The organism is Clostridium sp. MF28, assembly GCF_002969175.1.
Taxonomy (GTDB): Bacteria; Bacillota; Clostridia; order Clostridiales; family Clostridiaceae; genus Clostridium; species Clostridium beijerinckii.
In genome coordinates this window covers 1,705,755-1,717,765 of the sequence record NZ_CP014331.1, presented here as the reverse complement: position 1 = coordinate 1,717,765, position 12,011 = coordinate 1,705,755, and the positions used below count along the sequence as shown (strand labels likewise).

Genomic DNA, 12,011 nt, shown 5'->3' with positions numbered 1-12,011 from the left:
AAAAATTCTAATTAAACTATTCCGTAGTTAAAACAGCTCTAAAGTGAACCTTAGCAGTCATCATTTTTTCATACGCTGAATTTATTTGTTCTAGTGGAAAAGTTTCAACCATTGAGTGTACATTTGTTAGAATACTAAAATTTATAGTATCTTTTCTAGCATTAGCATCTGTGGCTAACCATCCTTGTATACTTTGTCTTCCAACCAATAATTGATCAGGAGAAATTTGAATTGGATCATTTATTTAAATTATAGTATTTCCAATATTAATATAACATACGAAGTATTCAAATTTGACGTAGCAATTAATAAAAATTATGTTCTTATGAAAATTAAATAAATAGACAAGGAGAATAAAATGAAAGAGATTATTCGTGATGCAACTATTGACAATTTTAAAAGAGGCTACATATGGGATAGTAAAAAAGCAGAATTTGTTTGTTTGGTATTCGGAAAATATGTTGGTAAAAATAGTGGTAGCATAAATACTCATACTGCAAACCATGGGAATCCTATTAATAGATTGTTGATGGTAGATAAAAAATACACTGGGCTTACAGAAATTCAGAAAGAGCTTTTAGAAATGGTATCAAACAAGTATAGTAATAACGAGATTGCAATTAGGCTTGGATGCGTAGAATCAACGGTAAGAAATATGAGATTTGCTTTGAGAGAAAGAGCAAGACAAGCAAGAGCTTTTTTGGCAACTATGGAGTTAGTTGAAGAAGAGAATATCAAAACGGCAAATCCAAAGCTTAGAGTTTCTCCTGTTAAACAGGAGAAGAGAAAAGCACTATTACCAAGATTTACTGATTTATTTGAACCTAATAAGGAATATTCGGAAGCTGAAGTAAAGAAAATTATTAAGCTTATCTATGAGGATGATGCAACAATACGACGATACTTGGTAGATTATGGGTACTTGAGAAGAAACGTTGACGGAAGCAAATATTATTTCAGCTAAATTTGGGTAGAGGTAAATCTAAAAAACTAAAGGAAGATTGGGCTGCTTATGGAGAGAGTGCCTTCGAGTTCAAAGTTGTTGAAAAACTTAAACCTAATGAAGGGGCTACAGATAAGGAAAAGATTGAGGAGCTAAAAGAACTTTTAAACTTGTGGATTGAGAATCAAGGAAATAATTTAAAGCTATATAAATAAATAGTTTAATTTATAATTTTATATGGATATTTTATAAGATTATTAGTGATAAAAATAGTAAAAGCCCCTCAAGGGGGGCTTAAAAGTCACTAGGTGAAAGCCAAAAATGACTATGAATAAAAGAGTGAGAAAAAGAGTAATAGCGAAGAGGTTTCTTTTAATTATGTTAATATTAACTTCAAGTAGTTTGATGCTATTACTCTGTGAGGGTTATTGCACCAGGACCTAATATTACAAGTTTATCATCATATTTGAAAGGACCAATGTTGTATTTAGCTGAGTTTGCCGGCAAACGACGTGATTCTATTATCTGCTCGTTATCATCTACTATGATCATAAAAATGGTTGCGGAAGAGCCATTTTGAATATTGTATATAATATTTTCCATTAAGTCTAAGTCTTTCATTCTATAGATACCTTCAGACAAGGTTTTATTTAAAGGCTGTGCCATAACAATTGGACTTTTTATATTAAATGACAAAAATAGAAAAATAGAAAATATAGCAATAAATTTTTTCATTAGATTATCCACCTTTCAAGTTCCTTATAATAAATAAAATATTAACTCATTTAATTCTTATTATGTGAAACTTAAAAAAAACTATTCGAATATTAAGATGTTAAGTAAATTATTGCACAATGTTAAAGTATTAGGGATTATAAAGAAAATACATATATAATGGGTGAGCTCAAAAAGGAAGGTACAAATAAGAAAGTTGATTTGGTCTAGCTATTCTTATAAAAAATCCGTGCATCAAATAGTGATGCACGGATTTTTTTCGTTATGTTTCAAGAAATTATGCCACGCTATAAATCTTTACATCTGGGTCAGCACTCCAAAGTGGCTTTAAGCCTACGAATACATCATTTTGGAACATTGAACTTGATAGGTAAGAGTAAATTTATTTTAATCAACTATTTAAAATTTGTACCACTCCATGACCACCGTCAACTATGACTTTATCTCCTGTTTTAAGTTTTGTGGTCGCATTGCCACATCCTACAACAGCTGGAATACCAAGCTCTCTGGCTACTATAGCAGCATGGGATAACGGTGCTCCAATGTCAGTAATTATAGCTGAAGCCTTAGGAAAAAGAGGTGTCCATCCAACATTAGTAGTTGACGCAACTAAGATTTCGCCTTTTTTAAGGTTTTCTCCTTCTTCAGGATTTGTTAAAATACGTACAACTCCTTCAATTTTTCCTGATGCTCCTGCAAAACCTTTAAGAGTTTCAGAATCTTGTGTAGTAATAGGCATAGATTCGTCATAGTAATCAACTCTTCTATTAGAATTTTTTACCCATTTAAAGGGATCAAATCTTCCGCGAATAATTGATGGTAATGGTGGAAGTGATTTATATTTTTCATAATTTTCCTTTCTAACTGCGATATGATTTAATGCTAAGTCATTTCCTGAAAGCAAATCTAAAACTTCATTGATGTAAAGAAAAAATATATCATTTCCTATGCCTGTAAGTTCCCCAGTTTTTAGTGCAAAAGCACGATTAACTCTAAATGCTCTAGTCCATTCTGAACGAACAGACTCTCTAAGACGAGCTGCTTCAGCCACTTTTACAATTTTCTTTTCAAAATTATTAGCTTCTTTAGGAAAATTTTCTTTTAATCTTCTGAGAGCTTCTTCATATTGATCATGTTGTTTATTAAGAAGATTTTCTACATCTGTGTTTGAATTCTTAAATTCTTCTATCTGCTTTTCAAGCCAAGTTTCATCTTCTCCAGGATGAGGTATGGATAATTCAAACTCATGTGGCCCACGATGTCCGTATTTCATTCTGTATTCTTCACGATTCATTTCTCCAGTTATAATCTTTGATATACCAATAATAGGTCCAAGGCTCTCGAGGGATGAATCTCCTCTAAAATTAGACATAAGTGTATTTGTATCTTCAATTCCTGCTACTTTTATTAACTCATCCTTTAATTTATTAGCTATGACCATTTTTCTTCCACCAGCAAGTGCAATCCACAAAGCCTTAAAATTAAAAGGTAAAATTTCAGTTTTCCATAAATCAATTAATTCTTCTTTTGTCTTTACTTCTTTAATAGTTTCAGTCATCCTTCTACACAAATTTGGAGATTCATTCAAATGTTCTGGAATTTCCTTAGAAGCTTTAATAATATTTTTTAAACGATGTTTTAATTTTGGGGCCATCCCTTTTATCAAGCCTAGTTTTGAAAATGGATAAATAGGAATTTCTATTTCCTCAGGCATTTGACCAAAGACTTCACTCATTGTTTTTATTAGACTCTTAATATCTTTGCCGAAGGCAGGGTATAAAGACAATGCATAACTGATGTTTGTATATGCTCTTCCACAAATGTTGCCTGAAAATAAATAATATCCAGGAATGGTCATTTGTTCTTCATCCAAAGCCCTTATTATAGACCAGCTTAGGGGAGTGAAAACATCAGACATTGCTTCTCCAACATTAGTATTAGTCCATAAGAAATCCCCATCCAAAGTATCGTTCCATTCATATGTATCTGGATTACCAGTTATCAAGGTTGTAATAGGTCTTGCTTGTAATATATATAACTTTCCATTTGATACTGCCCATTCAATATCTTGATGAGCACCATATTCCTTTTCAAGTTTAGATGCATATTTATATAACTCTGGGGCATATTTCTTAAATTCAGATGGTCCTTCATATTTTCTTTTAGGTCTCATAATATTAAATGGATATGCATTTGCTTCTCCTGATACAAGCTGTTCTCCTAATCCAAATACAAAATTACCGGTCATGCTCTCGTGACTGCCTGTAATTGGATCAGCAGTAAATAATACTCCTGAAATTTCAGACTGTATCATGATTTGAATCACTACCGCTATCTGATGAGATTGATCCATTCCTTGAACTGAACTGTACGCTTTTACTCTTTCTGATTCTCTTGAGCTAAAAACTTCATATATTGCGCTTTGAATTTCTTCATCTGTCTTAACATTTAAAACTGTTTCAAATTCTCCTGCAAAAGAAGCTTGAGCAGAGTCTTCACTTAAAGCAGATGATCTTACTGCAAATAAAACACTTTCATTATCTTTTCTAATTTCTTTTAAATAATGTTTGATTTTATTCCAAGCATCCTCATTAAGACTATTCTCATTAAAAGCTGATGGTAAGATCACAAATCCGTCAGGAACAGGATATCCCGCTTGAAACATTTTTGATAACATACATCCTTTTCCACCTGCAAGTGATTGGAGTTCAGGGGTTAATTCTTTAAAGCTTTTGACCATATCCAACATTTTAATACCTCCTTGTATAATCTAGTTGTAACATTTGATAGAAAACTATTTATCTTTCTAACGAACATTACACCTCTTATTATTTTTAATATTCTAATTTATTACTTTGCCTACGCCCCGATAGGGAATATGCATTTCATATCTTAAATAGTTTTTTATTTAAATTCCTTAAAGGAATCTAACCAAGTTTTATATAGTCTAGTATAATACTCCTGAATAGAAGATAGATGTAAACCTCCTGGGAGGTCTTTTAGAACCTATACCCGTAAAAAAGCGTATCATTTCATCAGGTAGAATTCTATGTTTAGCTGGTTGGGTTTCCCTTCGGGAATTACCCGTGTCACAAACAAGGTTATAAGCTATCTGACAGAGTGGAAGTTCTATTCTATATCTAAAATTTAATTTAAGGAGATATATACAATGTCTAATTTTTTTTATAGTCCTGTAATAGGAATTGATGTTTCAGCTGATTTTTCATATACTGCAATACTCGCACCGAATGGTGATATTTATAAGAAGTCATTTAAAATAAAGCATGATCTCAATGGCTTCAACCACTTAGTTGATGAAATAAAAAAAGTGGAAGAAGAGTTTAACATGAAAACTGCAATTTTCATGGAGTCCACTGGCGTGTACCATTTATCTCTTTTCCACTATCTTAATAAATATTTCGATAACACATTTGTTATCAATCCACTCGTTACTAAGTCTAACAAAAATGGCGACATAAGAAAAGTGAAAAATGATAAAAAAGACGCTTTATCTATTGCAACAATAGGAAAATTTCAAAACATTAAGTTATCACAACAACTTAGCCTTGATATTTTTCTTCTGAAAAATCTTGTAAGAGAGTATTACAAACTTACAGATACTAGCTCTACTTTTAAGAAAAAATTATCCGCTGATTTAAGAGTTATTTTTCCTGGCTATAATACTATATTTTCAGATTCAACATCTAAAAGTTCAATTGAGCTTTTAAGTCAATACCCAACGCCACAATCAATTTTAGAGGCACCTAAGGAAAATATAATTAAGATTTTCCTTAATAGCTCTAAAAAGGGCATTATCTGGTCGGAAAATACATATTCCAAATTATTTAAGGTTGCTAATGAAGCTAAAATAATTGGCTTACCGTTAGACGGTTTAGCCGTCAAAATAGCCAGCTCTATAACATTAATAAAAACTATTCAATCAGAGATTGATACATTGCTACAGAAAATTAACAATTTTATACAGTCTGAAACTTTTCCTGAATCTATTAGAGCTAATATTGAACTAATTGATTCAATTCCTGGCATAGGGCAATTAACTGCTATTACTATAATAGCTGAAATAGGTGATATTGATGGTTTTCTTAAGCCCAAACATCTTGTAGCTTTCTTTGGTATTGATAGCTCAGTTAATCAATCAGGTAATTTTAAAGGCGATGATAATAAAATTTCAAAAAGAGGAACTCGAATCGGTCGAAGAGCATTATATTCTGTTGCACTAGCTTCAATCCGTAACAATCGTAATGGAGTTCCTATAAATAAAGTCCTATTAGATTATTATCAAATAAACCTTAAAGGCAAAAAGCCTAAAATCGCCTTAGTCGCTATAATGCATAAAATTATAAACTACATTTTTGCTGTTCTCCGAAATCAAACTCCGTTTGAGCAAAGAGATCCAAAAATACATAAGCAAATGTTCCTAGAAAATAACTCTTTAAACAAAGTCGCTTAATTTTATTCCAATTTCTGTAACCGTTCGTGTTTTGAAACGGTTTGTTTGCCATACTCTTTTTCCAAAAACTATTTTTTTTAAAATTAACTTGACTATTATTAGCTGGTCTTTTTAAAACTCAATACTTATTTATAAAAACAACTTTTAAGCATTTCTGTATAAGCTTCTGCTTCAATAAAAGCCTTATCATAATTAATTTGTTTTGAAGATGATAACTTTGCTTCTTCCAGAACTTTTGCATTAAATCCTTGAAAGGACCATATAACAACGTTTATTGCCTTTTCTATATCTATTCCATATCTAAACTTAGATAAATCTATACCATCAAATACTCTTTTTGAAGCACTTTCCAATTCTTCTTTATTTATCGTATTTAAATCATTTTCTATATCACTTGATTTTTCCATATTTGCAACTTCAATAAATTTAAGCATTTTAGGATATTTATTCAATAATTCTGCTTTAATCAAATGGATTTGACGTAACCTAACGAAAAAATCTCTTTCGTTTAAATCAATCTTTTTGTAAAATTCAGTCATGCTAACATCTATGCAATAATCATATAAAAATAGAAATAATTGCTTCTTATTTTTAAAATAGTGAAATAATAACCCTTTAGATATACCAGCATCTTTAACAATTTCATTTGTAGAGGCATTCTCATAACCTTTCTCAGCAAATTCATTTATTGCTGCATTTAAAATACGATTTTGTTTTTCTGAATCTAAATTTAAAAACTTCGATACCACAGTATTACCTTCTTTCAGATTTATGTAAGATTAATAAAGAATTTTACATAAATATTTGTTCTATTAAGTCATGCTCATTACTTTAATGAAATATTAGTATTGTAATTTAAGTAGTAAAAAAATAATTCTTTTTATTATTTAAGAGGATTATAACCCTATTGACCAATGCGGTCAACAAATAAATTTAATACTTAAAAGTAAAAAATTGTATTATCACTTAATCATATAATCAATATCAAGAGGTGTTTGAAAGAATGATTGATGCTGTGAGAGAAGTAAGTTTATAGTAAGTAGATTTCTTTCTATTATTAAAAGTTGCCTCTTTCATTTTTTGCAACCTTAAACAACTAAAGAGAATAGGTTAAATCTATGATAAAAATGATACTGAAATTTAAATTTATTGACAATAAGATATATTGTATATATTATTAAGTAGAGGTCTACCTAATTTGAAGTGAGGAGGATAAATAATGAAGAATAGAGAATGGGAATACCCATATGACTTATTTATAAAGAGCATTGCTCAAAAGATGAGATATATAAATGACGAAAAATTAAAGGAATATGATCTGACTTCACCTCAAGCTTTATTGTTGGAGCTTATCCAAAGAGAAATAAGACACGGAAAAGAGATAACTCGCAAGAATTTAGAGAGTGTTATGAATTTAAAAGGCTCATCTATAACAAACCTTTTAAATGGATTAGATAGAAAAGGTTGCATCATACGTAGTGCTGGGATATCAGATGGGCGTACTTTTCAAATCCAAGTTACTTCAAAAGGAAAAAATATATTAACAGAGATGGAAAAGGTTTTTGAAGAAACTGAAGAACAGTTATTAAAAGGAATGTCACAAGAGGATAAAAAAGTTTTTTTGGATCTGCTTATTAGAGCTTATAAAAATTTATATGGAGAGTCTGATTAATAATAAAAAGCAAATTGCTGCTTTTTATTTAGATAATTATGTAGAAGTCTACATAATTTCTTAGTTCCTATGAAGCTTTGTTTTATTACTTATTAAATGTGTTAACTAACTTTGAAAAATTTAATTGTTTATAAATTAAGTTATGCAAATACTTTAAAGAGTCCTAAGTTAACTCTCATTTAACAAAATAAGTAGAAGTCTACATATATCATCAAATATGATATCAGATATTTTAAATTAAGGCATTATAAGCATTAGGATTAAATTCATTAAGATAGGAGAAATAATTATGTCAAAATATATGAAAATATTAAAGGAATTAAATAAAGATTCATTGCCTGAAGCGGGAGGAAAAGGAGCTAACCTTGGAATATTAATAAATGCTGGACTTCCTGTACCACCTGGATTTGTGATTACAACAAGTGCATATGATGTTCATCTTGAAAGCTCTGGTCTTAAAGAGAGAATAACAAAAAGGCTTGAAAAGATTAAGGGACAAAATATTAATGAAATATCAGAGGCAAGTAAAGATATCTCATCATGGATTGAAGAAGCACCAATGCCTATTGAAATTCAGAAGGAATTAAACATAGCTTTTGACGGTTTGTATAAAAAAATGGGAGCAAGTGAAAAGATGTCAGTTTCAGTACGATCAAGTGCAACGGCTGAAGATTTACCAACAGCTTCATTTGCAGGGCAGCATGAAACTTATCTTGGCATCTATGGAAAAGAAAATGTCATTAAACATGTAAAAAAATGCTGGGCAAGTCTTTGGTCATCACAGGCAATAAATTATAGAATAAGTATGAATTTTGAGCACCTTAAGGTGGATCTTGCAGTTGTAGTTCAGGCAATGATAGATTCAGAGGCGGCTGGAGTGATGTTTACTGCAAATCCTGTAAATGGAAAGAGAGATGAAATATTAATAAGTGCAGGATATGGACTTGGTGAAGCAGTTGTTAGTGGTTTAATAACTCCGGATTCATTTGTTCTAAGCAAAAAGGGAGATATAAAAGAAAAGAGTCTTGGCTCTAAAGAAATTAATATTAAATTAACTAAAAGTGGAGTTGTTACAGAAAAAGTACCTGATTTAAAGAGAAAATCCTATTGTCTTGGGTCAAATGAACTTAAGCAGCTTACAAAGCTAGCAGAGCTTGTTGAAAAACATTATGGCAGTCCTCAAGATACAGAATGGGCTCTTTCTGAAGGTAAGATATATTTACTTCAAGCAAGACCAATTACAACAATGGAAGCTGAGAGTGAGGATTTTAATATACTTGGATCTGAGGAGAAAATAATTTATCAAGGGAAAAAGGCAGATTTTGGTCTTCAAAGTGTAATGGAACATAGTCCATATCCACATACTCCTTTGGATTTTGCATGTTTTACTCATTTTTATCAGGGTATATATACTTCTTTCTCCGAAACAGGCTTTAAGATGCCTAAGGAGCAGAATATACCTATAGAAAGAGAAAGTGGATGCGTGGCCTTAAGCTATCAGGCACCATCAATATCTCCAGCTATAATATGGAAGGGGCCTAAATCAGCAATTAATAGTTTATTTAAAGATACAAATATCCTATGGTAGGATTTTTCAAGAGAAGCTAATGAGTGGATTAAGAGGATGGATACTGCGAAAAAGAATACAAATGATGCAGAGAAGCTTATAAAACTTATTAAACAGGGGATGAAAGAATACGAGAAATTTGTTTATAAAAGATTTTCTTTAATTGGTATGCCTGGTGGGATTACTGAGTATAAGTTCAATAAACTTATTAAAAAAGCTGTAGGAAAGGAAAAATTTGAAGAGGTTAAAGAAAATCTTCTTAGAGCTTTGCTTTTTAGGACTGCACTTCAGAACAAAGAAATGATAAAAATAGCACAAACAGCAGCCATAAACGGAAAGGGTAGCCAAGCTTTCAAGGATGCAATTGATAATTTCTTGAAAGAATATGGAGATAGGCCTTCTATAGGTGCGGGACGTATGATATCACCTTCTACATGGAGTGAAAAACCTGAAATGATAAATGAAATTATTGATGCATTATTATGCGATGCCCCCATATTAGATTCGGAAGAAAGTTTTAAGAAACAGGAAGAAGCTTATAAAGTTGCAAAAGACTTAGTTAAGAAAGGTCTAAAATGTGATGATTATAAAAAGTTTACTAAAATTCTAGAGAGAATACGATATATGGTAATAATCAGAGAGGAAAGTGTATTTTACTTAGAAAAAATAGCAGGTTGTTTGCATAGAATGGCTTTAAAGCTAGGAAGCCTTTTAGTTGAGAAAGATTATATTAATGATGCAGAAGATGTATTTTTCATTTTTCTTGAGGAACTTAATTCAGTGGCAGAAGGCAAGTTAAATATAGAAGAAAGATTAAATAAAAGAAAGAAAGCTTTTGATAAGGTTTATGAGGCTCATGAAAAAGGCGTGCATTGGCTGGTAGCTACAGGGTCAATTCCAGTATTTGAGTCAAAGGAAAAAATTAAACAAGATAAGAACGATGCTTCTAATTCAATTAAAGGAAGTGCTGCAAGTCGTGGAGTATATGAAGGACAAGTATGTATAGTAAGAAATCCTTCTGAATTTAAAAAATTAAAAAAGGAGATATATTCGTATCGCCATACACATCTCCGATTTGGACACCTCTTTTTAAGGTTGCATCTGCAGCTGTTACTGAAATAGGAAGCCCAACTTCCCATGCAGCAATTGTAGCTAGAGAGTATGGTATACCTGCTGTTGTGGCTATTGATAATGCAACAAGTATATTAAAGGATGGACAAAGAATAAGAGTAGATGGAACAAATGGAGTAATAACATTATTATAAATAATTGTGAATATAATCCGTCTAATTAGAGAGTTTTATAAATGTATTAAAGGATTTAGAGTTTGACATTTGTTTTCCAGGACACTCATCACCTATAAATAAAACTGAGATCATTGAATATTTAGATTCACAGCATAAGAAAATCTATGAAGACAATAAATAGCTATTTATTCTTTAAGTAATTAAGATCTGTTTATTAGTGCTGTATTCTAATATTCTTTACAATAAATATTGTGAAGAATAAATATTCTAAACCATATATATTCTGAAGAATATATATTCTAATATTCTTCAGAATATGCTTGAATAATGCGGGTTTGAAGGCTGTGGACGTAAATAAACCATATGTTTTATGCGATTTAAGAGAGAAAATCTATGGCCATATTTAGTAGAGAAGAATTTTAATAGGTGTTCATAAGAATACTAAATAGATTATTAGGAAGAATTCATGTATGAGTTAAATAAATTGAGATTAATTAAATTTAATCTAATTCGGATGTTAGCCAAGAAGTCATGAAAGAAAGAATCTCATCAGCTAATGCAGAAATTGCAGAAGCATCTTTCAAGTTACCTTTACTATGCCAACGTTTTGTAGCGCAATATATACCGCTGCTCATCATAACAGTAATCAATTCTAATTTTTCTTCTTCATTCTTTGAACAAGTTCTAGTATTGTTGAGCATATTTTGTACTATATCTTGTAATTTAAGCTGAACTCTCATATCAATTAACATATTGGCAGATTTATATAATCTTATATAGCTAGTGCCCACAGTCTTATGATAATCACACATAATAAAAATTAAATCACGCAAAGTTTTCTCATTTAACTTTGCATCAGGACTAATCCTGCTGGATACAATTGTCATGAATTTATCTGATATAAAAGAATCTAATAAATCATATTTATCTTTAAAATGGGCATAAAAGGTTGCTCGGTTTACGTTAGCTCTTTCTGAAATATCCTTCACGGTTATATTTTCAAAGGGTCTTTTATTAGCTAATGAAAGAAATGCATCTTGGATGAGTTTACGAGATTTAGTTATGCGTTTATCATTTATTTGAGATTTTTGTATCATACCTGCTGCTCCTTTCTAAATATATATTCTATAAAAATATTAATTTATAGAAGTTTGCCTTAAACTATTGGAAAATTCAAATCAGACAACCTTATAACGAATGAATTATATTATTTAGAATTTATATAGTGTGGATATTTTAAGTAAGTCCTAAATTATAATTTTAATTGAGCACTTGGTTTAGTGCATAGATAACACAATCATAAATTATATTATTCATTTCGGTGAGCTATACGAATAAGTATAGATTATATTTGGTTTATTATTGCAATATAAATA

General features: G+C 30.6%; 12 protein-coding genes. 7 read left to right on the top strand and 5 right to left on the bottom strand.

All coding sequences use genetic code 11. The annotated features are described in order from the left end of the window. Window positions 1–16 precede the first annotated feature (16 nt). Window positions 17–208 (bottom strand): hypothetical protein, encoded by a 192-nt coding sequence (locus tag AXY43_RS07685; RefSeq protein WP_181246145.1) that lies wholly within the window; start codon window positions 206–208, stop codon window positions 17–19. Between the two features lie 150 nt (window positions 209–358). On the opposite strand from AXY43_RS07685, the gene AXY43_RS07680 reads away from it, so the two are divergent. After that, a complete protein-coding gene (locus AXY43_RS07680; protein ID WP_242986347.1) occupies window positions 359–964 on the top strand; it encodes a DUF2087 domain-containing protein in 606 nt (201 codons plus the stop codon). Window positions 965–966: 2 nt separating this feature from the next. Continuing rightward, the gene (locus AXY43_RS27755) at window positions 967–1,158 is read left to right on the top strand and encodes a hypothetical protein (RefSeq protein ID WP_242986348.1); all 192 of its coding nucleotides are present in this window, start codon (window positions 967–969) and stop codon (window positions 1,156–1,158) included. Between the two features lie 196 nt (window positions 1,159–1,354). Here the strand turns inward: AXY43_RS27755 and AXY43_RS07675 are convergent, their stop codons facing one another. Together AXY43_RS07675 and AXY43_RS07670 are read right to left on the bottom strand one after the other, a co-directional pair. After that, window positions 1,355–1,678 (bottom strand): hypothetical protein, encoded by a 324-nt coding sequence (locus AXY43_RS07675; RefSeq protein WP_105411347.1) that lies wholly within the window; start codon window positions 1,676–1,678, stop codon window positions 1,355–1,357. 391 nt (window positions 1,679–2,069) lie between these two features. Beyond that, window positions 2,070–4,427: a PEP/pyruvate-binding domain-containing protein gene (locus AXY43_RS07670; RefSeq protein ID WP_105411346.1), complete on the bottom strand. Its 2,358-nt coding sequence runs from the start codon at window positions 4,425–4,427 to the stop codon at window positions 2,070–2,072. Window positions 4,428–4,847: 420 nt separating this feature from the next. On the opposite strand from AXY43_RS07670, the gene AXY43_RS07665 reads away from it, so the two are divergent. Next, on the top strand, window positions 4,848–6,149 hold the full coding sequence (locus AXY43_RS07665) for an IS110 family transposase (protein ID WP_105410909.1): 1,302 nt from the start codon (window positions 4,848–4,850) through the stop codon (window positions 6,147–6,149). A 125-nt stretch (window positions 6,150–6,274) separates the two neighbouring features. Here AXY43_RS07665 and AXY43_RS07660 read toward each other — a convergent pair whose 3' ends face one another. Further along, window positions 6,275–6,898: a TetR/AcrR family transcriptional regulator gene (locus AXY43_RS07660; protein ID WP_105411345.1), complete on the bottom strand. Its 624-nt coding sequence runs from the start codon at window positions 6,896–6,898 to the stop codon at window positions 6,275–6,277. Between the two features lie 470 nt (window positions 6,899–7,368). On the opposite strand from AXY43_RS07660, the gene AXY43_RS07655 reads away from it, so the two are divergent. The 4 genes from AXY43_RS07655 (at window position 7,369) to AXY43_RS27740 (ending at window position 10,653) form a co-directional block, all read left to right on the top strand. Continuing rightward, a complete protein-coding gene (locus AXY43_RS07655) occupies window positions 7,369–7,821 on the top strand; it encodes a MarR family winged helix-turn-helix transcriptional regulator (RefSeq protein ID WP_105411344.1) in 453 nt (150 codons plus the stop codon). Window positions 7,822–8,110: 289 nt separating this feature from the next. After that, window positions 8,111–9,409 carry a PEP/pyruvate-binding domain-containing protein gene (locus tag AXY43_RS27750; RefSeq protein WP_242986338.1) on the top strand — a complete coding sequence of 433 codons (1,299 nt, stop codon included), beginning with the start codon at window positions 8,111–8,113 and terminating at the stop codon, window positions 9,407–9,409. 36 nt (window positions 9,410–9,445) lie between these two features. After that, window positions 9,446–10,510, top strand: a complete 1,065-nt coding sequence (locus AXY43_RS27745) for a hypothetical protein (protein WP_242986337.1) — start codon at window positions 9,446–9,448, stop codon at window positions 10,508–10,510. Then, a complete protein-coding gene (locus AXY43_RS27740; RefSeq protein ID WP_341457897.1) occupies window positions 10,420–10,653 on the top strand; it encodes a PEP-utilizing enzyme in 234 nt (77 codons plus the stop codon). Before AXY43_RS27745 ends, AXY43_RS27740 begins: the two co-directional genes overlap by 91 nt. A 482-nt stretch (window positions 10,654–11,135) precedes the next feature. Here AXY43_RS27740 and AXY43_RS07640 read toward each other — a convergent pair whose 3' ends face one another. After that, window positions 11,136–11,732, bottom strand: coding sequence for a TetR/AcrR family transcriptional regulator (locus tag AXY43_RS07640; RefSeq protein ID WP_105411343.1), 597 nt, complete (start codon window positions 11,730–11,732; stop codon window positions 11,136–11,138). Window positions 11,733–12,011 lie beyond the last annotated feature (279 nt).

What these genes read in the sequence shown, in the direction of transcription:
- AXY43_RS27745 (WP_242986337.1), top strand. Translation starts at nt 9,446, where the DNA reads ATGGATACTGCGAAAAAGAATACAAATGATGCAGAGAAGCTTATAAAA.
- AXY43_RS07675 (WP_105411347.1), bottom strand. Translation starts at nt 1,678, where the DNA reads ATGAAAAAATTTATTGCTATATTTTCTATTTTTCTATTTTTGTCATTT.
- AXY43_RS07670 (WP_105411346.1), bottom strand. Translation starts at nt 4,427, where the DNA reads ATGTTGGATATGGTCAAAAGCTTTAAAGAATTAACCCCTGAACTCCAA.
- AXY43_RS07680 (WP_242986347.1), top strand. Translation starts at nt 359, where the DNA reads ATGAAAGAGATTATTCGTGATGCAACTATTGACAATTTTAAAAGAGGC.
- AXY43_RS07665 (WP_105410909.1), top strand. Translation starts at nt 4,848, where the DNA reads ATGTCTAATTTTTTTTATAGTCCTGTAATAGGAATTGATGTTTCAGCT.
- AXY43_RS27750 (WP_242986338.1), top strand. Translation starts at nt 8,111, where the DNA reads ATGTCAAAATATATGAAAATATTAAAGGAATTAAATAAAGATTCATTG.
- AXY43_RS07655 (WP_105411344.1), top strand. Translation starts at nt 7,369, where the DNA reads ATGAAGAATAGAGAATGGGAATACCCATATGACTTATTTATAAAGAGC.
- AXY43_RS07640 (WP_105411343.1), bottom strand. Translation starts at nt 11,732, where the DNA reads ATGATACAAAAATCTCAAATAAATGATAAACGCATAACTAAATCTCGT.